The sequence below is a fragment of the Bacillus thuringiensis genome (assembly GCF_001455345.1).
Taxonomy (GTDB): domain Bacteria; phylum Bacillota; class Bacilli; order Bacillales; family Bacillaceae_G; genus Bacillus_A; species Bacillus_A thuringiensis_N.
In genome coordinates this window covers 926,491-949,591 of sequence record NZ_CP013274.1, presented here as the reverse complement: position 1 = coordinate 949,591, position 23,101 = coordinate 926,491, and the positions used below count along the sequence as shown (strand labels likewise).

Sequence of the window (23,101 nt, the reverse complement as noted above, 5' to 3'; positions counted from 1 at the left end):
AATACATACACTACATTTTCCTCGGCTATTCGAACTATTATTACGAAAGAAATATAAAAAGACATCTTTAATCGTAAAGATGTCTTTTTATATAAACCTTAATTTTCGTTCTGTAAAACCCCTGCTACTTCTACTCCCTTTTTCTCCTCTTTTAAAAACAGCGATACGATAAATGCAACAATGATAAAGACTAACCCTAATGTAAATGCACCTTGGAACCCTGACGTTAAACCGTTTAACTTCTCTACTGGGTCCATTGGGTTTGCGGAGCTTTCCATATACTTAGCTGTTCCTGAAGACATTTTTGAAATAAAGATAGCCGTACCAATTGCGCCAGCTACTTGTTGCAGTGTATTAAACAGTGCTGTTCCGTGCGGATATAAATCTGGTGTCAATTGATTTAAACCATATGTTTGTGCTGTCATGACAAACATGAGTCCAACCATTAATACGCTATGCATGACAATAATTTGTACCATTGATGTGTCAGGCGTAATGCCTTTAAATAAGAACATCGCAATCCCTACTAACACAATGCCGGGAACGATAATAACTTTCGGACTAAATTTATCAAATAGTTTACCTGCGATTGGTCCCATTATAGCGCTAATAATACTTCCCGGAAGCATGATAATTCCTGATTTAAAAGCTGTAACGAGTAAAACTGTTTGCAAGAACATCGGTAATAAAGTCATCGTTGAAAATAACGACATCATCACAATGACGATTAATCCAACTGATAATGTAAACATCGGAACTTTAAATGCGCGTAATTCTAAAATTGGATTCTCAATTTTTAATTGTCGAACGACAAAAATACATAATGAGATAAGCCCGACAATTAAAGTGCCATACACTTTCGTATCGGACCAGCCTAAGTCACCTGATGCACTAAAGCTATATACAAGCCCGCCAAATCCTAATGTCGATAAAAGGATAGATGGATAATCTACTTTTGGTCTTGTTAACTCTGAAACATTTTGAATGTACTTCATCCCAATCATAATTGAAATGATTACGATAGGAATAACGATATAGAATAACCAGCGCCAATTTAATGAGTCGACGATTACTCCAGATAATGTAGGACCAATTGCTGGAGCTGCCATCATCACAAGTGCAATTAATCCCATTGTGGCACCACGTTTTTCAGGCGGACAAATAATTAAAATCGTATTCATTAATAACGGTGAAATCAACCCTGTCGCTACTGCTTGGACGATACGACCGATTAATAAAATGGAAAATGTCGGTGCGAATCCCGCAATTAATGTACCGACTAAAAATGTTACCATAGCGATTAAAAACATTTGTCTCGTTGTAAGCCATTGCTGAAGTAACGCTGTAATTGGAACTAAAACCCCAACCACCAACATGTATGCTGTAGAAAGCCATTGAATCGTTGAAGCTGTTACGTCAAATTCTTTCATTAATACAGTTAACGCATTACCAAGTAACGTTTCATTTAATAATGCAACCATTGCCCCTAAAAGTAATGCGATTAAAATGGGGGTATGTTTCATATTAGAATTATCAACTTTGCCACTTGCAGGGCTCTTAGTTGTCATATTCATTTGCAAATTCTCCTCCTGTTTCTTACTTAAAAAACTTTAAATATACCTGAACACATGTAATATAATATACATATGTAGATTAAAAAGGGAGAATCAATTTTCAGCTACTGTATATTTAATCTACAAAAAAGGAGAATTGTAGATGAATGATAATGAAAAACAACTTGATTTACGTATTAGACGTACACATAAATTACTGTGGGATTCCTTATTTGAATTAATGACGCAATCAAAACAGAAATATAGTACGATCACGATTAACCAAATATGTGACCGCGCAATGGTACACCGAACAACCTTTTATAAACACTTCGAAGATAAAGATGCTTTATTAACATTTGGATTTAAACGATACGGCAAGATGATTGCTGAAATACCGGTTTCAGATCGATTAAGTAAACCATTTCAAGTAATGGAACAATTCCTACATCATGAAGAAATCGGTAAAATATTAGAAGCACAAATGTCTGATGAACAATTTATTAGCCGAACACAGCATTTAAGTCACGAAACGAGAAAACAAGAAATAGAAGCGTTAAATCAACTTTGTAAAAATCATACGATGCCAAATGATTTAATCATTGAATTTTATTCAGGGGCAATCACCTCATTAAGCGCATGGTGGTTTAAAAATGAAAGAAGCGTTTCTGCGGCTGAAATGGATAGGTATCTCCATCAACTTATTAATCGGGATATTTTTCAGTTTGAAAAGGAATAACTTCACCATATAAAAAACGCCTATATGAAATAGGCGTTTTTTGATATATATACCGAGCTTCTTCAAATCCGAACTTTCAATAATCCAATGAGAATATCTCTCTTTTCCAACTCGCACCATCGCTCTTCCTAATTGTTCCGAAGTTATCACCATACTAAAGATGAAAAGGCTTCATCAATGGAATAAAACGTCGATAAATTTAAGTTACAAATATTCTGAATTAATATTAAAATATAAAATGGGGATAGGGGTATGGGATTATAAAATTTATACATAACGAGGGAATAGAAATGAAATTACAATTAAAAGCGGATTTAATGCTACTACTAGTTACATTTTTTTGGGGTGCATCCATCCTACTTACAAAGCTTGGACTTGATGGCATAGAAGAATATAATTTAATCGCATTACGATTTATTATCGCTTTTCTTTTATCAGGTTTAATATTTTACAAACATTTATTTAAGATCGATTTTAAAACTGTAAAATATGCTTTCATATTAGCTTCTGTTTTATTTATCGTTTACATTTTCGCGACTTTCGGCACGAAGTATACGAGTGTTTCTAATGCTGGTTTCTTACTATGTCTCACAGTCATTTTCATTCCGATATTATCAGCTATATTTTTAAAACACATTCCGGAAAAGAAAGTTATAGTAGGAATCTTTTTAACGATTATAGGAATCGGCTTATTAACATTAACTAGCGAATTTAAAATCGGTAACGGCGATATATTTTGCATACTATCTGCCTTATTTTATGCCATTCACGTCATCATTACCGGAAGCGTAACAAAACATGTGAACTCCATTGCACTTGGAGTCATACAACTCGGTTTCGTCGGCCTATTTAGCCTTATTTTTTCATTCATTATAGAAACGCCAAAGCTTCCTAGCACAATCAACTCATGGCTAATCATCTTAGCCTTAAGCATATTTTGCACCGCAGTCGCATTCATCGTGCAAGTGATTGCCCAGCAATACACAACGCCTACACATACAGGACTAATTTTTTCATTAGAACCTGTCTTTTCCGCAGGCTTCGCTTTCGTTTTCACTGGTGAAACACTTACAGGAAAAGGATACTTAGGGGCGACACTTATATTAGTAAGTGTGTTGATTGCTGAGATAGATTTTAAGAGTTTATTACGAGTTAATTATAAAAAGAATGTGGAATAGATAAACATACCCCGAGAAAATATTCGTTACTATTATTTTCACTCTCTTTTAAATGAGACTTTTTTAGATGCTATCTTCGAATAAGATAGCATCTAAAAAATGTTAAAAGGAATTATTATATTTATGTAGCCTGCATAGTTCAACGTTTCTACATTACTTACTGTACATAGTCATACAGATTTTTCGCTAACAATAAACAAGTTACTGTAATGAAAAGGGCGCGAACATACCCGCTTCCTTTTTTTATAGCAAATCTGGATCCGGCAATTCCTCCAGCAATTTGAGCAATCCCCATTATGAAGCCATACGCATAGTTTACTTGCCCTACATACATAAACATCAACAATGCACCAACGTTACTTCCTAAATTAAGAAACTTCGCAGTACCTGCTGCTTTTAAAAAATCATATCCAATAAATAAAAGAGAAAACATTAAAAATGAACCTGTACCAGGACCTAGAAATCCATCATAAAAACCAATAGCAAAAATAAAAAAGGCAAAAATAATGACGTGTCGACCAGACAATTTTTTATGAGTGGAAATACTTCCCCAATCCTTCTTGAATATCGTATAAATAGCGACCACACCAAGCATGATCAGCATTAATGGCTTCAGTACTTCTGGATTCATTAAATGAACGGTCCATGCCCCTATTATGGAACCTATGAAAGTGATTGGAAATAATTTAAAAGCCGATTTTAAATCAAGATTACCAGAACGATAAAACACAATATTACTAGTTGCACTTCCCATTGTCGATGCTAGCTTATTTGTGGCTACTGCACTTGCTGGATTCAATCCTGTAAATAATAAAGCTGGTAAGGCAATGAGTCCGCCACCGCCTACAACTGAATCAATAAATGCAGCCACAAACCCAAAAACAATCAAAATCATTAATACAGATGGGTCTAAATAAAAATCCATACTAGTAGCCTCCCCTTTAGTCACTATTGTAATAGTAACTATCAATTTGCTAAATGTAAAGAGTTATTGTAACGTTGAAATATAAAGTGAAACTTTAATCAGTGGGGGTTTTGTTCATCCCCCACTGATTATCAGCCCTCACCAATCGGGCTTTTACGGGCAGCCCGACCCCCACCTAACTTCTTTGCTTCCGCTGAATTTTGAGTTGGGGGTCTTACTGCCCGTTAAAGCGGGATAAAAGCAAACATCGGAGGAAGAAAAAGTGGACTACATAGTACAACAGCTTAAAAAAATTGGTTTTAATGAATATGAAGCTAAATCTTATGTATCTCTTGTTAAACAAGGGCCTGTCACAGCCTACCAAGTGAGTAAGGATTCGGGTGTCCCAAGAGCGCGAATTTATGAGATTTTAGGTAACCTTGTAGAAAAAGGAATTGTCATGAAAGAAGAAATAAATGACACCACTCGCTATTCACCTCTACCTGTTGAAATCTTTTTACAGAAGGCGCAATCAGAATGGCAGTCTACTTATGAAGGAATTAGTGATTCATTAAAAAAACTAGAAACTTCCGAGGAAAAAACGGATAATCGAGTAATTACTTTAAAAGACAATCAAACAATCATTAGCTACTGTCAGACATTAATAAAAAAAGCAGAACAACGTATTGTCATTTCGATGTGGGATGAAATGTATGAAGCGTTAAAAGAGGATCTAGCTGAGGTAGCTGATAAAGTCACAGTACAAGGCATTACCTTGCATGTTGAAAATCCTATTAAAAATCTAGAAGCCCATCGTATAACAGCTTATACAGAAACCCTCTCTACAGAACATTGGTTTATTTTATCAATAGATTCGAAAGAAATGATTTATGGCCCATCACTTGAGGAACGTAATATTGCTTTTTATACAGATGACCCCGTTCATATATACTTATTAGAGGATTATGTATGGCATGATGTTTTAGTAAATCGACTTGTCCGACGTAGCCAAGATGATTTGGAGCAGTGGATTACTGCAGAGAGAAAATCTTTCTTTATGGGAAAATAAGAAACATGTTCAAAAAATAAAGCATAAGTGAATACAGTGGAAAACTTATGCTTTATTTTATATGCAAAGTAATACTCAAGTCTTTTCACTATTTCCCCTCCACAAACCGCCCAAACTCCTTCAAAAACCTCAGCTTAAAACTACCAACAGGCCCATTCCGATGCTTCGCCACATGAATCTCCGTCATCTCTTTCTGCACCGTTTCCTTATCATAATAATCCTCACGATACATAAGCATAATGACATCCGCATCTTGCTCAATTTGTCCTGTTTCTCTTAGATCAAATAAAAGAGGTCGCTTATCTTGCCGTGACTCTACAGAACGAGATAATTGCGACAATGCTACTACACAAACATTTAATTCACGCGCTAATAACTTAAGCTTACGCGAAATCTCACTAATCTCTTGAAATCGATTGCCCTTATGCTTTGGATCGCCTGTAATAAGCTGCAAGTAATCTACAATAATTAAAATCTTGTTATCATCGTGCTTCCTTTTTAACTTACGAGTTTGCATCCAAATATCTTGCACCGTAACACCAGCATGATCATAAATCTCAAGTGGCAACTCACCAATCTCCGCAAACGCCTTACTCACCCTTTCCCAGTCTTCCATCGCAAAACGGTGCTTCGGATTTTTCAGTCTGCCTCCTGACACTTCCCCTACGCAAGACGCCATCCTTTTTAACAATTGCTTGCTACTCATCTCTAACGAAAACAATCCAACCGCCGCTCCAGACTTCGCCGCATGTAGTCCAACATTTAACGCAAACGCAGTCTTCCCCATAGAGGGACGCGCACCAAGAACGACAAAATCACCTTCCTGCAATCCACACGTCATTTTATTTAGCGATGTATAACCAGTCTCAATACCAGTAATCTCTTTCGCATCTTGATGAAGCTCTTCATATAAATCAACTAGCGCATCCTTCAAATCAAACTCACATACACAGTCCTTCTCCTCTAACTCACAAAGTGCCGTAATCGTCTCACCAATAATTTTCTCATTCTTCTCCGCAATAAGACGCTCTCCCATCTTGTGCCCGAGAACACCAGCCTGATACATTTTCCACGCACCTCGAACAAGCCCCTCATAATATGAGAAGTTGCTAGTAGTAGGCACACCATCCATTAACCCTATAAAATACTCCATTCCCCCGATCCCCTTCAAAAAATTCGGATCTACTCTAGAAGTGAACGTCACAAGGTCAATCGCTTGCCCCTCTCCTTCCATCTTTCGCATTAACTGAAATATAGACTTATGCACCGGCATCGAAAAATACTGTTCCGTCAAACGGCACTCCTTAATAAGCTCTCCATCAAGTAGTAGAGAACCTAACACCGTCTTTTCCGCCTCCACATTTTGAATACTCATGGCCGCCACCCGCGTTCCGCTAAAAAGCGCTGCAACTCTTCCTCTGACGGTGCATTCTTCTCCCACTCCTCACACCGTGCCAAGAATTCCTCCGTCTCCCCCGTACTAACAGACGACTCCTTCTTCCTAAACTTAGCCGTATCTGCCTCAACTTCACACACTTTCGTAAAACCTTTCCCGTGCCAACCTCTCAAAATCCCCTTCACATAAGCAACCGTCCGCTTATTATTCTCAAACGCAATTTGAAGAGCCTTCAGCACAAGCTCCTCAGACAAATCTTCCATCCACGCACTCAGTTCCTCCACAGTATGAGGAGACAAACTACCAAAATGTTGCTCATAAAAAGAAAAAACACGACTTCCCGTTTCTTCCTCTATAACCTCTTCTTCCTCTGTCTCCTCACAAACTGGCTCTACATCATCCACAGCCAAATCACTCGGCATACCGAAATGTGCTAAAAGCATCGGAACATTCAGCTCCTCCTCTACGCACTTCTGAAGAAACATATGTACAAACTCCTTATTCTTCACACCTTTAAGCTCACGAAGCACGCACTTCTCCACATTCGTATTCGTCACAGGATTATAACGAAGCCAATTCAAAACGAATAACTCCCGCGTATCCGCATCATAAAGAATTTTCCCATAATCAACAAAGCGCTGCACAAGCTTATCAACAGTCTCCCGATTATAACCCGTCTCCATCTCAGCTAACCGCTTCGGAAAAGGAAAAATCCCGCACTGCGTCGTCTTCGAACAAGTTAACAAATACACATAAAAATACCGCTCCTCCGGCGTCAAATCCAAAACAAAATCATCCTGCCAAAAATTCACCTGTACATTACGATATACCGCCATCCTAATTCCTCCCGTCTCCGTTCAAAATAAAAACCTCTTCATAATATATATGGGAGGTTGGTCGGGTTTTTGGCGTGTTATTTCAAAATTTTTTTCGACTCCTACTACGGTGTTTGTTGGTGTTTTTGTTTTTGTTATGTTTTTTCTTAGTGATTTATTACTTGGTAGGGGCTTGTAAGGGGCTTAGGAGGGGCTAGTTATCGGTTACTTCGATTAGGAAGACTCGATCTGAGAAGCCACCTCTTTCCTCTGCTTTCTTTTTGCGGATGTTGTTGATTTCTTCTAGTGTTGTGCCTTCGTGTCCGGCTAGGGCGTTTATTAGTTCTAGTAGGTCGGATAGCTCTTCGAGTTTATGTTCTTTTGTGTCTGCTTCTAGATATTCAGTTAGTTCTTCTTGTGTTTTATTGCAGATTTCTTTTATGTATTCTTCTTCAGGTAGGATTCTTGTTGTGGGGGTTTTTCCGTTAGCTTTTATTATTTGTGGGATTTTGTTTCGGATTAGTTTGTTGTAGGTTGGCATGTGGGTTTCCCTCCGTTTGATTTTCCTTCTATTATAATGGAAAAGCAGTTTAACTAGGTGTTAAACTGCTGCATTGCTTCTTTTATATAGTTTTCTTCTTCAGTTGTGAAGAGAGCTGGGAATTCGGATAGTGGGAGGTTTGATTTTTGGATTATATCCTCTATATCACTTTGAGGTGTATCAAGATAGTTCGTTACTTCTTCTATTACATTGAAAAATTCCTTCAAGGTAACTTGAACGTCTTGATGACCCGGATCTTTCTCTTCTACCTTATACTTTTTCAACTTCCCTATCACATCCATAAATCGCTGTTCAAACTTTTCTTTTAGTTCCTTATTATTATAAAACGCTCGAACACTATCCGTTGAAAAGTGTTCCTCTAGCCATTCCTTGTTTTCTTTCTCCCATATAAAAGTTTGCAAAAACGAAGAAAACAAAGCGACATCCACTCGTTCCTCCTTTTGAAACTTCTTCGTCATCTCATCCATATGCGAAAGCACCTTCGCAATTCTCTCTTGCTCTGCCAAAAGCAATTCCCTTTGAAAACGTATTTGTCTTAAAAATTCTTCCGTCTCTATATCACGCTGCAATATAATATTTTGAATTTCTCCAAGCGAAAAACCGAGATGCTTAAACGATTGAATTTGCTGCAGCACATACAAATTATCTTTCGTATATAACCGATGCCCACCTTCAGTATAACCGCTTGGCTTTAATAAATTAATCTTGTCATAATAACGAAGCGTCCGCACCGTAACATTACCAACACTTGCGAACTCACTAATCATCCACGCCATATTATCACCTACTCCGCTAACTTCTCTTTCACATACTGAAGCATATGAGAAAAACTCATCTCATTCTGCCTACAATATTGAAACACACCTACAACAAGTAATAAAAAAGGAACACTCCCTCTATAACGATTTTCATACTCGCTAATACCATCATAAAAATACTCATACTTTCTTTTTCGTAAAACGATATAAATCGCAATAAACAACACTGCAATCATAACGAAAAATCGCTTCTCCCCTATCTCCACTTCTTTTTTCATCACCTATTCTCCTTCCACCGCATACTTATCTTCTTTAAATAACGGAATTCGAATGAAATAACGATATGGTTCGTCTCGTATTACTTTCCACGCAACAATGATCACTTGAACAACCTCAAAAGCAAATACGATCCAAAATAAAACATCACTAATACGCGAACTAATATTAAGTAGAAGAAAGATTAATAAATGAAAGTTGAACGCCTTTCGGCAATGATATTTGTACACTTCATTTTTACGTGCCAGCGTGATGTACATGAATAGTGGTGAAAAGATTCCTATTGCGGCTGAGAGTAATAGCATGATGATGGTGTTTCTTTTTTCTTTTGTGGTGGTTTTCATGATTGGTTTGGTCCCCCCTTTTTGATTTGTCTTCTTTAGGTTAGGGGGTGACGTTGGGGGAGATTCAAGCACCATTAATGGAAAATATTAAATTTCATATAATCGAGCTACTATTCTTGCCGAACACTTGTATCTATTTTATAATAAAAAATATAAATTACGTACGTAAAGAATGGAGATGTAATGAATGGATTATGGTTTTAGCTATAACTTCCCCGCTTTACGTGGAAAGCAAGGCGGTAAAGAGTACTTTGTTGTAATGTGCCCTTTACGCTTAATTCCTAAAATATTTCTATTTGACGAGGAAGAAATCCCAGCTGAACATCGAGCTCAAAGGATATTAAATAAAATTAGAATCCCAGAAATCACAAATTATATCATTGAGAACCAAAATGATTATGTTTTTTCATCCCTAACAGCATCTATAGATGGTGATATCGAATTCCAGCCATTTAGTTCTGATCAGTCGTTTCAAGATTTAGGACAACTTCGTATCTCACTGGATTCTAAGTTCCTGATTAATGATGGACAACACCGAAGAGCAGCTATCGAAGAGGCGATAAAGCTTTCACCAGAGTTAGGACACGAAACGATTTCAGTTGTGTTCTATCATGATCAAGGTTTAAGAAATTCCCAACAAATTTTCTCAGATCTTAATCGACACGCAGTCAATACCACTTCATCTATCGGTATTTTATATGATCATAGGGATAAGTTAGCATTAGTTACAAAAGAAATTGTCGAGGAAAATGAATTACTATCTCGATATACGGACAAAGAAAAAGTCAATTTATCTAAAAATTCACCGAAGATTCTCGCTTTAAATCACATATTTAATACAAACCTTCGATTATTAGGAAAAACAAAAGGTGACTTAATTACAGAAAAAGAAGAACAATTCTTAAAAGAATTTTGGAACATTCTTTGTGATACAATAGTCGAATGGAATTTAGTTTACAAAAAAGAACTAAACCCTCGTGAACTTCGAATGCATTATATCGTCGGACATGGAGTGTTCATTGAATCTGTTGGTTTAGTAGGAAAATATGTTTTTGAAAATCATCCAAAAGATTGGAAAAAATACATTTCTCTTTTAGCGGACATCGACTACAGTCGTTCTAATTCGTCCGATTGGTTAGGACGAGCTTTCAATACAAATGGTCGTATACAAAAGACAAAAGAAACAGTCACTTTAACCGCAAACAAACTAAAAGAAAAATTAGGTCTTCCTTTGACAGAAGGAGAACAAAAGATAGAAGAGAAATTCCAGTTAGGAGCATGATAATGTTAAATAACCTCATTACTGATTTAATAAATAATAAAAATGATTTCGTCTCTGAAGCAAAAGAACATATAAAAAAAGTTTATCGTGCTGACGACCGTCCTTGGGTCGTTGGTTATAGTGGTGGTAAAGATTCCACAGTTGTCGTTCAACTTGTTTTTGAAGCTTTAAGTGAATTGCCTACAGAGCAATTACACAAGAAAGTATACGTAATCTCTTCAGATACACTTGTAGAAACACCGCTAATTATTCAATCCATTAATGTTACTTTACATCGAATTCAAGAGGAGGCTTTAAAACGTGATCTTCCTATTGAAACACATAAAGTAAAACCAAAATACGAACAATCTTTTTGGGCTAATATTGTCGGAAAAGGCTATCCATCGCCAAACCAACAATTTCGCTGGTGTACGGATCGCTTAAAAATTGAACCAGCAAATGCCTTTGTAATGGACAAAGTTTCTACGTTTGGTGAAGTAATCATGGTCCTTGGTGTTCGTGAAAATGAAAGTGCTACTCGTGATAACGTTCTTAAATCCCATACCGTTGAAGGTAAAGATTTAATGCGCCATTCCACGTTAACAAATGCATATGTTTTTGCACCGATTAGACAGTTTAGTTTAAATAACGTTTGGGACTACTTACTGGAAAATCCATCTCCTTGGGGCAACGATAACCATGAATTAAATAAGCTTTATCAAGATTCAAGTAGTGGTGAATGCCCTCTTGTTGTAGATAAAACCATTAAAGAAAGTGCTGGTTCATGTGGAAACAGTCGCTTCGGTTGTTGGGTATGTACAGTAGTAAATGAAGATAAAGCATTAAACGGCTTCATTCTTAGTGGATCAGATTGGATGAAACCTTTATTAGAATTCAGAAATTGGTTAGCTGGGATTCGGGATGATAGAACATTTCGTATGAAATACCGTAAAGGTGGTCAAATTTACTTTAATCCGCTAAAAACTGAAGTAAAAGATGATATTGAATATGTAATCATTCCAAAAAAATCTAGTCGTCCAAAACAAATGATTAAATTAGAAGAATTTACAATTTTAGAAAGGGATGAACTAAAATCTTATTTAGCAATAAACAATATTGATTTAAGTTCTCCTGAGGATCCAAAAATTTTAGTAAAGCTTGATAATAATCAAATCGGACAACTTGGTTTAGGTCCCTTTACACTGAACGCGCGAAAAGAGATTTTACGCAGACTTCTTATTGTCCAAAGAGATTTACAACATCCTGAAGAAGAGGATTTTGAATTAATTAAAGAAGAAGAATTACGTGTTATTCGTCGTTACTGGTTAGAAAATGGCGATTGGGAAGATTCTTTACCTAGCATTTTTAAAGAGGTAATGGGATATGACCTAAACTGGGAGTATGATGATCGTCCATTATTTGATAATGAACAAATTACAGATTTAGAATCATTATGTAGCAAACACAACGTAGACTTTAAAGCATTAAAAAAACTTATATCACTTGAAAAAGATTTTTCAGGTTATAAAGTTCGTCGTGGATTAATGAACGAAATTGAAAAAGTACTAAAACAAGACTACTTACATTTGTAGGGTGAGGTTAAATTTATGTTAATTGAACAACTAGAATTAGAAAACATAGGAGCTTATACGGAAAGAAATACCTTCGATCTGTCTATCTCCTCCCCCAAAAAGAAAGTAATTTTAATCGGTGGAGAAAATGGTGCTGGGAAAACAACATTTTTAAATTCCATCAAACTAGGATTATTTGGTTGTTTTGGTTATGGGTATAAGACAGAGAATAATGACTACTATAAGCGCGTCCATGGGTATTTAAATGCTTCTGCTCGTAAAGATGAGACAAATCCTTTTAGTATTACAATTACCTTTAGTGAAGTAGAAAATTATAAACGCCATGTTTATACATTCAAAAGATCTTGGAACATTTTAAACAGCGCTATAAAAGAAAAATTCACTGTAAAAAAAGATGGTCATTATTTAAATGATGCTGAAAAAGATATTTTCGAATCAAGACTACGAGAGAATTTCCCGCCTAAATTATTTGATCTATGCTTATTTGATGGCGAAGAAATTTCAAAAATAATAAATGAAAATAAATTATCCTCTTATTTAAAAGAATTATCTACTGTTATATTCAACTTAGATTTATTCCGAAATTTAGAAGGTGATTTGACCAACTATTTACAACAAGAAATTGATCAAGAACATCTTTCTTCTATAGAAAGCGAAATCCTTACCCTTCAGCGGCAAGAAAAAGAACAGTCTTTAAAGATCGAAGATCTTGAAGATACAATTAAAACAGCGCAGCAGCAAATAGAAGAATCAAAAGAATCTTATTCTTTATTGAAAAAGGATTTTGAAACACATGGTGGTTTAATTAAAGAAGAACGTGAAACGTTAAATAGACAAGTATTAGAAATTGAAGCACATCGAAAAGCTAATTCTGAAAAAGTTCGAGAATTTATTCAAACGCTTTTACCTTTCTATCTAAACAAAAACTTATTACTATCTACTAAAAATCAATTACAAAATGAAGAAAAACTATCGTTAGCAAACCAATTAACTTCAGAGTTAACTGATGATCGCGCTCTTGAATTAGCTAAAAGTTTACCTGGAGTCTCAGCTCCTAATGATTTAGCAGCTGAATTGAGAAAACAAATTTTCAATATTATTAAACCTAATGATACAGATGTTGAGTATATCCATAGAGTTTCACCAACACAACGCACACAATTCGAAGTAACGGCACAACAAGTTGAAAAAGAATCTCATGACACATATATACAATTACTTCAAGAAAATAGAGAAAACTTACTTCAAGCACAAGAACTAAGAAAGAAAATTTCTACTAATGATTCTACAAATGAGTTTGCACAAATGTTAGAAACTATGACTCAAACACAAGAAAAAATCTTTAAGTTAGAAAAAGAAGTAGAAGAAAACTTAAGTATTTTAGAAACTAGACAAGAGGCTTTAGAAACATTAAAAAATACAATCGACTCAAAACAGAATATTGTACAGCAAAGCAACAAAACGAGAAATACATTCTTAATTGCCCAAAGCATTATGAAATTAAGTACAGAGTTTCAAATGTTACAACATCAAAAGAAATTACAACAAGTACAAATCGAAGCTACAAAAATGTTGAATAAATTAATGCGTAAACACCAATATATTTCTTCTTTACGCATTGATTCTAGCACGTTTGAAGTAACTTTATATGATAATAATCGTGACCATGTAGCAAAAGAAACATTATCAGCAGGTGAGAAAGAAATTCTCTTACTATCATTAATTTGGGCAATGTTCAAATGTTCTGGTCGTCGTGTTCCATTCATATTCGATACACTTTTAGGCCGCCTTGATCAAACACATAAACATAATATTTTAGTAGATTTCATCCCTGCATGTGGTGAGCAAGTCTTAATCTTGTCAACTAACTCTGAAGTTGATGAAAAACACTATAATTTACTGAAAAACTTTGTATCCCATGGATACTTATTAGAATTTGATACAGAACTACGAAAAGTGAATGTTACAGATCAATATTTCAACTTTAATAAGGAGCAAGCAAAATGAACTACCGTTTAAAGATTTCTAAAAGAGTATCAGATAAACTAAAAGAATTACAAGCTCCTACTAATTTAACACCAAACATTTTAGCTCGTTTAGCAGTTGGATTATCTTTAACTGATCCAACTTTTCCTGAGATTTTAACAGATAAAGAAGCCGGCGGATTAGAAATCAATCGCCACACATTAACTGGAGAATATGATTTTATTTATAAATGCTTAATCACTCAGCATGCGGGACGTGAAGTATCTGATAATGAATACTTTCCTACCCTATTCAATGCTCACTTAGAACGCGGAATTAACTTATTAGACAGCGAATATAAACATGCTGGGAACAACGAGAAATTCACAATGAACTTGCTAAAATACGGTAAGGAGTGATCTCTATGCTTTATCTTGATAATAGTGCAACAACACAATTATTACCTGAAGTTAAAGAAGTAATGTTGCCATATTTACTTGAAGAATTCGGAAATCCTTCAAGTAAATATTACGGATTAGCCCAAAATGCTAAAGACGCTGTTGAAACAGCAAGAAAACATGTAGCTCAATTATTAGGCTGTGAAACTGATGAAGTAATCTTTACTAGTGGTGCTACAGAAAGTAATAACTTTATTTTGAAAGGCATCGCTCATTATCATAAAGATAAAGGCAATCACATTATTACTTCTAAAGTAGAACATCCTTCTATCATAGAAACTTGTAAATTTTTAGAAGCGAATGGCTATACGGTCACATATCTTGATGTAGATCAATATGGCAGAATCAATTTGGAAGAACTAACTAAAGCTATTCAACAAGAAAAAACTCTTCTCGTTTCAATTATGTGGGGCAACAACGAACTTGGTTCTCTAAACCAAATCAACGAGATCGCAAAAATCTGCAAAGAGAATGAAGTATTCTTCCATACAGATGCTACACAGGTAGTTGGAAAAGTACAGTTCTCTCTTTCAGACATAGACGGTATAAACTTTCTATCCTGCTCTTCTCATAAGTTTCATGGCCCAAAAGGTGTTGGGGTAACTGTTATTCGTAAAGATGAATTAAGGTTACCAATCCAAATTACACCGTTACTTCACGGCGGAGGGCAAGAACGTGATATTCGCAGTGGAACATTAGCCGTCCACAATATTGTCGGAATGGGAAAAGCTGCTGAAATTGCATATATTAATTTAGAAAAAAATATAGACAGATTAGAAGAATTAGAACACAGATTAACAGATATCCTTAAAAGTAAGTTTCAGAATCACATTCAATTCAATAATGATATAGAAAATAAAATACCAGGAATTTTGAGTGTTGTATTCAAAGGCATAAATAATGAGACTCTTGTAAGAACTCTCGCTCCAGTAGCTGCCGTTTCTACTGGCTCTGCTTGTAGTTCAAGTAAGCCTAGCCATGTTTTGCAGGCAGTAGGATTATCAATGGAGAACATTCGATCAACTATTAGATTTTCACTTTCTTCTACAATTTCATTAGCTGAACTAGAAATCTTCAATACACTATAAAAAGCAAGCAATTTTCGAATTGCTTGCTTTTTTACTCCGAACCGCCTTTGGACTGTAATAAATATTCACCTATTTCATCATGCTCATCTAATTCTTCAAGTTTATCATCTTCTAAAACACGTTTACAGCGATACCATAATATTCCCTCTTCAATATCTCCGTCTAAATCATATGTACTTAGTCCTAATATCTCTCCATAACTTTCAGAAACACCTCCCCGAGAGTTAAATTTAGTTGTTAAAACTGTAGTCAAACAGGCATACCAATACACTTTTGATTTCTCCAATTCATCAAATTCAATACAATCTTTATCTTCTAACTTCGTTCTACATTGTATACTCCACTTTCTGCTTATCTATTTCTTTAATTTATTAAAATTGTTAATTAGTTTTTCTACATACTGATCAATAGCGCTCTCTATGATTTGAGACGGTTTTATATTTAATGTATTTGAAAGTAGATTCACCTTATCTATACTATTTTGAGATAATTGATATTCTATTTTTTGTTCATCCTCTTGGATACTAGAAATCTTCGTTTGTGAATTCCAATAATCAATAATTTGTTTTAAAATTTTTTGTTCTTCGATAGATAGAACAATCCTATTCTTAACTTCCTTTACACTCTCAGCATTCTCTTGAGACAATTCCTCATTTCGGTTTTCCTCGAAAACACCCTCCTTATTGGAATGTTTATCCAAGGTATTATTTACCCATTTTTGTATAGATGTATCATATCTATAGCCTTTATGTCTTAATAAAATCCTTAAGTTTATTATATCGGTATCGTGTTCTTTAGCGACTATTTTGAGCGGTATATTATTATTCAATAATTGAACTATACTCTCAATTTGAATCCCGTTATTATTTTCGATGAGTTTTTCACTATCCTTATTCCTTTTCCATAGGTTAGTAATATTATTAAAGTAATACCCTTCTTTTTCTAATACCTCTTTTAAGCCCTCTGAAATTTCAGCTCTTTTCTTTTCATTTTTTGTGTAAGTTCCTGTAATTTGATATATAACATTTCCATTATTTAATTCGCTTACTATTTGCTGCAAAACTTCATTTTGTGTATTTCTCTCCCATGTATATAAAAATGGGATATAATTATAACCATCTCTATACAAAGCATCTAATATAATAGATTTTTCTATGCATAAATACTTTGCTAATCCATCTAAAGAAAATTCATTATTCAAATAATTAACCATCTTCTTCACATCGGTGGTTAGAATACTTATTTCACCCTTTATAGAAAGATCGCTATTTTTAGTTCTTTCTTCCTCTAATTTAACGCGCTCCCAATATTTTGTTTTAGAGTTGTATTTATATCCTGCCTTATATAAAGCTGCTAAAAGCTCCCCCGATGCTAATGCCCGATTCTTTCTGTATTCTACGTATTCTTTAATTATGTCGTAAATATGAACACCATTATTAATTTTAGATACAACTTCTTTTATAACTTTTTCTTCAGTCTTATCTAGCCAAGTATACAAAAAAGGAATATAGTAATAACCCTGCTCTGCCAATAAATTCTTAATATAATGTTTATCTAATTTATATCTTTTTTCTACCTCATCTATAGAAGTTCCATGATTTAGAAGATTGACAATTCCTTTTATTTCCCTTGCTTTTTCTTCAATTTGAACCGATTCTTCTTTATTTGTTATTGATTTATGATTATTAGTAGGCTTTATATGAATTTCACAATAATTTCTTTCATTATCTTTTTGAATTGAATTTTCATCTTTATCCAAACTATCAATTACATTATTTTGGTTATTTTTTATATATTCATTAACTATATTCAACAGATCATCCATTAATATCACATTCCTATCTGTTTGAGTATAAAAAAGCTGATACATAATACGTACAATATATATCAGCTACTTCTGCCACGAAGATTTATTTTATAAAAATAGAGTATCTAGAACATCTTTTAAGTTTTTCTTCTCTGCAGATACCTCTTTTTCCATACTTTTTAAAAAATCAAAGTAATTATCTAAAGCATGTCTCGGATTTTCCATAATTTGATTATACAAATACTCAAGTCCACCCGCTGCATACTCTTCATAAATTGTAATTTTACGATCAAATGCATCATCATCTGTATTAATAATTGTAAGATCTCCTGTTTCTGCTAAAGCAACCGCATTAATAACAGTTTCATCCGTTTCAGAGTTAAAAACATTCCAATGTATTTGCTCTAAAGAATTAGTAAATTCTTTTCTTTTTTGATTCATAAATCCTACTATTCCTGCTAACATAAATACATCCTTAAAGCTTGAAAATATCCCTCCTGGTTCATCTCGATCAGTTAATTTTCGATACATTTCTTCTTGTTCCTTAGGCCTTTTAATTCTTCTACGGCTCATTTTGTTACAACCTCCGTAATTTCTGTAAATTCATAGTTTTTCTCTTTATTAATACGTGGATCATTATAAATTAATCTGTACTCTTTTCCAATTTTATCGCGCATTTTCTCCTCTACTTCTCCTTGCCATTGAGAAGTAGAAACAATAACAATTACTTGGTCTGAAAGCTCAGGAATTCCCTTTGCTATTCTTTCACGATGATCTGAGTCTAAAGCTCCAAAGGGGGAATCCATAACAATTGGATAAATTCCTCCCTCTTCAAATCTATTTATATTCTTTTGATTAAATTGCTCTCTTGCAATATCCACAATTGCTCCTATAAAAGACAAACTTGTAATTTGGCGTTCTCCTTGAGACATGCCAACTTTATTTCCATTACCATTAATAACATCTAGTTTATAGTCATTAGATAATCTAATTTTATAATCTTTTCTTAAAAACTTAGTATATACTTTAGCGACACGCTCTTGAAGTTGCTCTTTTACGATCTTTTCACGTAACTTGTAGATTTCTTTCATTACCTCAATTACTTCTTCACAAGCTTTAATTCTTCTTTCTGTAACAGCTGCTTTTTCCACTTTTTGATTAAGTTTTTCACGCTCATTATTTTTTTTATCTAATTTCTCACTTATTTCATTCAGTTGATGTTGAATTCCCCCCATTCTTTGATCTATTTGACTCTTCTTTATAATTAATTGTTCTCTTACATTTTCAAGATTTACAATCTCCTCAGAATCCTTATCTGAAATTTTTTTTCCTATTTCCTCAATTTCTTCATTTAGTAATCGTATCTTTTGCTTAAAATTAGACTCCTGTAACCTTAATTGTCCCATACCTTCAAATAACTTCTGTTTTCTATCTTTTGTTATTTTTATGTCACTTTGAAATTCTGCAATAGCATGTTCAAGACTTATGGGAGCCAAATAGTTTTTAGTATCTATAACTTTATTATACTCTGCTGAACCTGTTATTAAATGGGTTCCACATATACATTCTTCTTGAATAATCAATTGATCAAGAAACGAAGCATTAATCCCTGTATAAGTATTATTGTTTAAATTTTTATTCGCGAGTACATCTCGAGCTTTATCTATAGCCAAGAAACTAAATGCTAAATAACCTTGTTTACTCATCAAATCAGCTAATCCTTTCCGAATACTAACAAGTTCTTCTTCAGAAGTATTTAGCTCTTTTGTCTTTACATCTCTCTGTTCTTGTAGATGCTTTGAATCTTCAATTTGTCTTAATCGTTCTTCTTTTTCTTTTATCTGCTTCTCTATTGACTTATGATACTGTTTAAATTCTTTTTCTTCTGATTCCAAATCTTCTTTTTGCCCATGTAAATTTTCAATTTCTTCTACTAAATTTCTTGTTTCCACGTCACCATATTGTTTTAACTCTGTTAAAAATCTTTTTCTCGCGCCTTCCGTATGTAAAATAGAACGCTCTAAAATTTCTAGTCCCATCATTGTTTTAATAGCTTCTTTTACTTCTTCAGTTCCAGATTCTTTCGATAAATTATCTATTCTCTCTCCATCAAAGAAAAAATAAGATGAAAGTTGCTCCGGTAAAATCCGATTTATCTCTATTCCAATGTTAGCAACTTCTAATTTAGATTGACCATCTTCTCTGTATTCTAATCTCACTTCTGGTTCAGAGTAACTTATCTGTTCCTCACTAATTTTTCTTGCCTTGATACTTCTAGTAAGCGAATAATGCTTTTCATATGCCACTGAACCTTTAACTTTCTCCTTAAATTGAATAGTGACAAATGCCTCAACTTCCTCTCCATCTTCCAATTCATTCACAGCATGTTCATTTATGATATTACTAGTATTAGGCAAATTCAGTTCTCCATATAGACACCAACTAAATGCATTAAGCAGTGCTGTCTTTCCTGCCCCATTTTCCCCATGAATAACTGTTACATTTCGAGTGTTTGATTGAGAAAATTCAATAATTTGCGAGCTAAAATACTGCCTGAAATTCCTTAAAATAATAGATTCTAAAATCATCGTTTATTTCACTCTCTCTTTAATAATGTCTACTATATTATTAATAATCCCTGTACCTTGCAGGTTTTTTCTATGTTGAATATTTTTCTCCGCTTGTAAAATTTCACTTAAAATTAATACACGTTCTGATGATAAGTTACTTAAAATTACCTCTACCTGTTCTTTTTCTTTATTCATATTCTCCACCTCTTTACATATCTAATAGATTATAAGCCTTTTTTATTTCTTCTAGTTGCTCATGTGCTACTGGACCATTTCGCGCCAAATTAGCAAATTCTACAAACCTTATTAATTCACGTTTCACCATTTTTCGTTCTATATTAAAAACGCTTGGGTCCAAATATTCAATCTCATCAATCTCTCTTGGAATAACAATAAAATCATGAATATATGAATACCGCTTATTATGGTGTTTTCTTAATACCCTTCCTCTCCTTTGAATAAACTCTCTTGGATTAGTACTACTGGCAAGAATATAAGCATTCTGGGTAGCTGGTACATCTACACCTTCATCTAAACATTTTATAGCCACCAACGCTTGGAGCTCTCCTAATTCAAATCTTTTTAATAACTCTTGTCTCTGTAAACTACTTTCATTAGATGTAAATGTATGAGCTCTCATATTCAATTCATTCCCCAACAATTTCACAACTGCACTAACCTGTTTTTCGTTATCTATTGAGCTATCTCCACAGTATATAATATTATATTTAGATTCTTTATTTTTCTCTATCAACTCTTTTAATTTAATAAGTTTATTTCTTGCACTATTTAAAATCCTCGCTCTTTCAATCAATAATTTTTGTAATCCCTCATTCCCCTTTAAGTCTAATTCTCCATTAGGACTATAAAATTTCGATAGTTTCCTTGTAATTTCATAGTATTTTTCATTTTCATCTACATCTAGATAAACCACATGAGGATAATAATAATATTCTGTTAAAAATTCTCCTATAGCTTTTTTTAAACCAAACTCAAAAACTACTTTTCCTCCGAAATATTTTAGCAACGCTTCAGTGCCTTCTTCATCATACCAACGATTAGGTGTTGCAGATAAAGCTAAACGATATGGGAAATGTTCCATAAGATTCATTCTATTATTAATAGCACCTAGATGATGGGCTTCATCCGCTACAAATACAACTTCTCCTTTTAATTGAGATAATAAATCTTGCATCGTCTTGCTTGAAAAAGTCTTATTTGTGGTTATTAAACAAAAATGATTAATAATACCATTTTTAAACGCACTAATATTGAACCTCAAATCCTCTTCCCATAAATTTCGAGATTGTTTCGCTACCAATGGGTTCATATTAAATTTTTTAATGTCTTTTACCCATTGATCTACTAAATGTGTATACGGACAAACTATAATAACCGCTAATCTGCTTGATAACGCTTTCCATAATAATGATACCGCTGACAATGCCGTAATAGTTTTTCCTGTGCCCGTTGCCATCTCGAGTAGACCTTTACATTCATTTTCAAACCAACTCTTTATAGCTTCCTTTTGATAATCTCTGATTGTATACTCTTTAGGAATATCCGGAAAGTAGCAACGTTGATTATCTTCTTTAATAACAATATTAGACTGGATTTCTGGATCAACCTTCTTAATTGTATATTCTTTAAAGCTTAATAATTTCTCCTTAGCAGCTTGAGGAAAATCGATAACCTGAACTTTATTTGTTTTATTCTGCCATAACAAATCAAAGTCCCTATCTTTTCTCTCTACTCTTATCAACTCGTTTTTGTTCCACGAGCAAAATACATCAATAGATTCAAAATTATTATATAGACCTCCCTCTGTTTCATTAGCAGATCCAGAAAAGGCTATTTTATTTCCTTTTCCATCCTCCATAATACCGATTTTTTCATGATATAAACCATAGGTAGCGCTATTTGATAGAGTAGCAATTTTTATCTCTAACCTTCCATTTGCTATTAACCATGCTAAATAATTTAGTCGTTCTTTAACAACTAAATCTGCTGGCTGATTTAAAGCTCTTAATAAGGATTCCTCTATCACTTCATTACGTGCTTTATATCCAGATTCGATCGCTTCAATATCTGCTTTTTCAAGATAAGGTGATGCAATCAAGTACATTTTCCCGTTATTACTAATCATCTCATTTAACCCTTTTCCTACAATAGCTAAGGAAGCACTCGTAAAATAACCTACTGCACGCTTATATATCTTTGTCTGAGCTAACGTAGGTACATAAAAATCATTTACAATATTTTGTTCCTCATCACCAGATCTATATTGATAGCTAATATCTAAATCTTTGAAATCCATATTTCTCCTCCCTTCTAAAGAAGAATTTTACTTACTAAATTCCAAACGGAATAGTGTACTAAATTTATTTAAATGCAGAATTATAATATGCTTTATGTTCTCTAATATATTTTATCAAAAATTATCCTTCTCCACTATCTGTTCAATCACCTCTTTTCCAATAAAAGTTAGGTGGTATATCACTTAACTTTTATTGAAATATGTTACAATTACATACAGGGTATCCCTATACTTCATGCTCATATTAAAGGTGGTAAAAATGAATAAATTAAAAGAACAAGAGCTAGAATTACTAGCAAAAATTTGTAAAGAAAATGACCTATCAACAAAACTAGCATATGACTTATTGCGTTCTGCTGAAAAATTTTCATATGAAAACATAAGTGAAAATCACAGAAAAAAAGATTACCTAGATTTAATTGATTTTTATGCAAAATAAAGTAAAGGTG

The 23,101-nt window shown here is 33.9% G+C and carries 23 protein-coding genes; 9 read left to right on the top strand and 14 right to left on the bottom strand.

Annotation, left to right across the window (positions count from 1 at the left end):
- Positions 1-98 precede the first annotated feature (98 nt).
- Positions 99-1,574, bottom strand: coding sequence for an MDR family MFS transporter (locus tag ATN06_RS04985; RefSeq protein ID WP_060629771.1), 1,476 nt, complete (start codon positions 1,572-1,574; stop codon positions 99-101).
- 142 nt (positions 1,575-1,716) lie between these two features.
- Between ATN06_RS04985 and ATN06_RS04980 the strand changes: the two genes are divergently transcribed.
- Together ATN06_RS04980 and ATN06_RS04975 are read left to right on the top strand one after the other, a co-directional pair.
- Positions 1,717-2,292, top strand: coding sequence for a TetR/AcrR family transcriptional regulator (locus ATN06_RS04980; RefSeq protein WP_060629770.1), 576 nt, complete (start codon positions 1,717-1,719; stop codon positions 2,290-2,292).
- 290 nt (positions 2,293-2,582) lie between these two features.
- Positions 2,583-3,470 carry a DMT family transporter gene (locus ATN06_RS04975; RefSeq protein ID WP_060629769.1) on the top strand — a complete coding sequence of 296 codons (888 nt, stop codon included), beginning with the start codon at positions 2,583-2,585 and terminating at the stop codon, positions 3,468-3,470.
- Between the two features lie 157 nt (positions 3,471-3,627).
- Here the strand turns inward: ATN06_RS04975 and ATN06_RS04970 are convergent, their stop codons facing one another.
- Positions 3,628-4,395: a TSUP family transporter gene (locus ATN06_RS04970; RefSeq protein WP_060629768.1), complete on the bottom strand. Its 768-nt coding sequence runs from the start codon at positions 4,393-4,395 to the stop codon at positions 3,628-3,630.
- A gap of 262 nt (positions 4,396-4,657) precedes the next feature.
- On the opposite strand from ATN06_RS04970, the gene ATN06_RS04965 reads away from it, so the two are divergent.
- A complete protein-coding gene (locus ATN06_RS04965; protein ID WP_060629767.1) occupies positions 4,658-5,443 on the top strand; it encodes a TrmB family transcriptional regulator in 786 nt (261 codons plus the stop codon).
- Positions 5,444-5,531: 88 nt separating this feature from the next.
- Here the strand turns inward: ATN06_RS04965 and dnaB are convergent, their stop codons facing one another.
- The 6 genes from dnaB to ATN06_RS04935 form a co-directional block, all read right to left on the bottom strand.
- Positions 5,532-6,818, bottom strand: a complete 1,287-nt coding sequence (gene dnaB / locus ATN06_RS04960) for a replicative DNA helicase (protein WP_060629766.1) — start codon at positions 6,816-6,818, stop codon at positions 5,532-5,534.
- The gene (locus ATN06_RS04955; protein WP_060629765.1) at positions 6,815-7,675 is read right to left on the bottom strand and encodes a DnaD domain-containing protein; all 861 of its coding nucleotides are present in this window, start codon (positions 7,673-7,675) and stop codon (positions 6,815-6,817) included. The genes dnaB and ATN06_RS04955 overlap by 4 nt, the downstream gene beginning before the upstream one ends.
- 193 nt (positions 7,676-7,868) lie before the next feature.
- Entirely contained in the window at positions 7,869-8,195 is a 327-nt protein-coding gene (locus ATN06_RS04950) for a nucleoside triphosphate pyrophosphohydrolase (RefSeq protein WP_060629764.1), read from the bottom strand.
- Positions 8,196-8,248: 53 nt separating this feature from the next.
- Positions 8,249-8,992, bottom strand: a complete 744-nt coding sequence (locus ATN06_RS04945; RefSeq protein WP_060629763.1) for a MerR family transcriptional regulator — start codon at positions 8,990-8,992, stop codon at positions 8,249-8,251.
- A gap of 8 nt (positions 8,993-9,000) precedes the next feature.
- Complete coding sequence (locus ATN06_RS04940) at positions 9,001-9,255, bottom strand: hypothetical protein (RefSeq protein WP_088116322.1); 255 nt, start codon at positions 9,253-9,255, stop codon at positions 9,001-9,003.
- On the bottom strand, positions 9,256-9,594 hold the full coding sequence (locus tag ATN06_RS04935; protein ID WP_060629761.1) for a magnetosome magnetite crystal formation protein family: 339 nt from the start codon (positions 9,592-9,594) through the stop codon (positions 9,256-9,258).
- 187 nt (positions 9,595-9,781) lie between these two features.
- Here ATN06_RS04935 and dndB point away from each other — a divergent pair, with 187 nt between their 5' ends.
- From dndB to dndA, 5 genes are read left to right on the top strand one after another with little or no spacing between them, the layout of a single operon-like run.
- Complete coding sequence (gene dndB, locus ATN06_RS04930; RefSeq protein WP_000384435.1) at positions 9,782-10,876, top strand: DNA sulfur modification protein DndB; 1,095 nt, start codon at positions 9,782-9,784, stop codon at positions 10,874-10,876.
- Positions 10,877-10,878: 2 nt separating this feature from the next.
- Positions 10,879-12,447 (top strand): DNA phosphorothioation system sulfurtransferase DndC, encoded by a 1,569-nt coding sequence (gene dndC, locus ATN06_RS04925; RefSeq protein WP_060629760.1) that lies wholly within the window; start codon positions 10,879-10,881, stop codon positions 12,445-12,447.
- A 15-nt stretch (positions 12,448-12,462) separates the two neighbouring features.
- Positions 12,463-14,454: a DNA sulfur modification protein DndD gene (gene dndD, locus ATN06_RS04920; RefSeq protein ID WP_060629759.1), complete on the top strand. Its 1,992-nt coding sequence runs from the start codon at positions 12,463-12,465 to the stop codon at positions 14,452-14,454.
- Positions 14,451-14,831: a DNA sulfur modification protein DndE gene (gene dndE / locus ATN06_RS04915; RefSeq protein ID WP_048551476.1), complete on the top strand. Its 381-nt coding sequence runs from the start codon at positions 14,451-14,453 to the stop codon at positions 14,829-14,831. The genes dndD and dndE overlap by 4 nt, the downstream gene beginning before the upstream one ends.
- A gap of 5 nt (positions 14,832-14,836) precedes the next feature.
- Entirely contained in the window at positions 14,837-15,958 is a 1,122-nt protein-coding gene (gene dndA / locus ATN06_RS04910) for a cysteine desulfurase DndA (protein ID WP_060629758.1), read from the top strand.
- A gap of 31 nt (positions 15,959-15,989) precedes the next feature.
- Here dndA and ATN06_RS04905 read toward each other — a convergent pair whose 3' ends face one another.
- The 6 genes from ATN06_RS04905 to ATN06_RS04885 form a co-directional block, all read right to left on the bottom strand.
- Positions 15,990-16,229, bottom strand: a complete 240-nt coding sequence (locus tag ATN06_RS04905; RefSeq protein WP_060629757.1) for a hypothetical protein — start codon at positions 16,227-16,229, stop codon at positions 15,990-15,992.
- 84 nt (positions 16,230-16,313) lie between these two features.
- A complete protein-coding gene (locus ATN06_RS04900; RefSeq protein WP_060629756.1) occupies positions 16,314-17,783 on the bottom strand; it encodes a hypothetical protein in 1,470 nt (489 codons plus the stop codon).
- A 90-nt stretch (positions 17,784-17,873) separates the two neighbouring features.
- Positions 17,874-18,338 (bottom strand): DNA phosphorothioation-associated protein 4, encoded by a 465-nt coding sequence (locus ATN06_RS04895; RefSeq protein WP_060629755.1) that lies wholly within the window; start codon positions 18,336-18,338, stop codon positions 17,874-17,876.
- Positions 18,335-20,353 (bottom strand): AAA family ATPase, encoded by a 2,019-nt coding sequence (locus tag ATN06_RS04890; RefSeq protein WP_060629754.1) that lies wholly within the window; start codon positions 20,351-20,353, stop codon positions 18,335-18,337. The genes ATN06_RS04895 and ATN06_RS04890 overlap by 4 nt, the downstream gene beginning before the upstream one ends.
- Positions 20,354-20,356: 3 nt before the next feature.
- On the bottom strand, positions 20,357-20,530 hold the full coding sequence (locus ATN06_RS29135; protein ID WP_176225759.1) for a hypothetical protein: 174 nt from the start codon (positions 20,528-20,530) through the stop codon (positions 20,357-20,359).
- Positions 20,531-20,543: 13 nt separating this feature from the next.
- Positions 20,544-22,652 carry a DEAD/DEAH box helicase family protein gene (locus tag ATN06_RS04885; protein WP_060629753.1) on the bottom strand — a complete coding sequence of 703 codons (2,109 nt, stop codon included), beginning with the start codon at positions 22,650-22,652 and terminating at the stop codon, positions 20,544-20,546.
- Positions 22,653-22,911: 259 nt separating this feature from the next.
- On the opposite strand from ATN06_RS04885, the gene ATN06_RS04880 reads away from it, so the two are divergent.
- Positions 22,912-23,091, top strand: coding sequence for a DNA modification system-associated small protein (locus ATN06_RS04880; RefSeq protein ID WP_060629752.1), 180 nt, complete (start codon positions 22,912-22,914; stop codon positions 23,089-23,091).
- Positions 23,092-23,101: the final 10 nt, after the last annotated feature.

Excerpts from the sequence above, each read along its gene's own strand:
- dndC (WP_060629760.1), top strand. The coding sequence starts at position 10,879 with ATGTTAAATAACCTCATTACTGATTTAATAAATAATAAAAATGATTTC.
- ATN06_RS04885 (WP_060629753.1), bottom strand. The coding sequence starts at position 22,652 with ATGGATTTCAAAGATTTAGATATTAGCTATCAATATAGATCTGGTGAT.
- ATN06_RS04935 (WP_060629761.1), bottom strand. The coding sequence starts at position 9,594 with ATGAAAACCACCACAAAAGAAAAAAGAAACACCATCATCATGCTATTA.
- dndB (WP_000384435.1), top strand. The coding sequence starts at position 9,782 with ATGGATTATGGTTTTAGCTATAACTTCCCCGCTTTACGTGGAAAGCAA.
- dnaB (WP_060629766.1), bottom strand. The coding sequence starts at position 6,818 with ATGAGTATTCAAAATGTGGAGGCGGAAAAGACGGTGTTAGGTTCTCTA.
- dndD (WP_060629759.1), top strand. The coding sequence starts at position 12,463 with ATGTTAATTGAACAACTAGAATTAGAAAACATAGGAGCTTATACGGAA.
- ATN06_RS04895 (WP_060629755.1), bottom strand. The coding sequence starts at position 18,338 with ATGAGCCGTAGAAGAATTAAAAGGCCTAAGGAACAAGAAGAAATGTAT.
- ATN06_RS04880 (WP_060629752.1), top strand. The coding sequence starts at position 22,912 with ATGAATAAATTAAAAGAACAAGAGCTAGAATTACTAGCAAAAATTTGT.
- ATN06_RS04980 (WP_060629770.1), top strand. The coding sequence starts at position 1,717 with ATGAATGATAATGAAAAACAACTTGATTTACGTATTAGACGTACACAT.
- dndE (WP_048551476.1), top strand. The coding sequence starts at position 14,451 with ATGAACTACCGTTTAAAGATTTCTAAAAGAGTATCAGATAAACTAAAA.
- ATN06_RS04985 (WP_060629771.1), bottom strand. The coding sequence starts at position 1,574 with ATGAATATGACAACTAAGAGCCCTGCAAGTGGCAAAGTTGATAATTCT.
- ATN06_RS04970 (WP_060629768.1), bottom strand. The coding sequence starts at position 4,395 with ATGGATTTTTATTTAGACCCATCTGTATTAATGATTTTGATTGTTTTT.
- ATN06_RS04975 (WP_060629769.1), top strand. The coding sequence starts at position 2,583 with ATGAAATTACAATTAAAAGCGGATTTAATGCTACTACTAGTTACATTT.
- ATN06_RS04900 (WP_060629756.1), bottom strand. The coding sequence starts at position 17,783 with ATGGATGATCTGTTGAATATAGTTAATGAATATATAAAAAATAACCAA.
- ATN06_RS04890 (WP_060629754.1), bottom strand. The coding sequence starts at position 20,353 with ATGATTTTAGAATCTATTATTTTAAGGAATTTCAGGCAGTATTTTAGC.
- ATN06_RS04950 (WP_060629764.1), bottom strand. The coding sequence starts at position 8,195 with ATGCCAACCTACAACAAACTAATCCGAAACAAAATCCCACAAATAATA.
- ATN06_RS29135 (WP_176225759.1), bottom strand. The coding sequence starts at position 20,530 with ATGAATAAAGAAAAAGAACAGGTAGAGGTAATTTTAAGTAACTTATCA.
- ATN06_RS04955 (WP_060629765.1), bottom strand. The coding sequence starts at position 7,675 with ATGGCGGTATATCGTAATGTACAGGTGAATTTTTGGCAGGATGATTTT.
- ATN06_RS04945 (WP_060629763.1), bottom strand. The coding sequence starts at position 8,992 with ATGGCGTGGATGATTAGTGAGTTCGCAAGTGTTGGTAATGTTACGGTG.
- dndA (WP_060629758.1), top strand. The coding sequence starts at position 14,837 with ATGCTTTATCTTGATAATAGTGCAACAACACAATTATTACCTGAAGTT.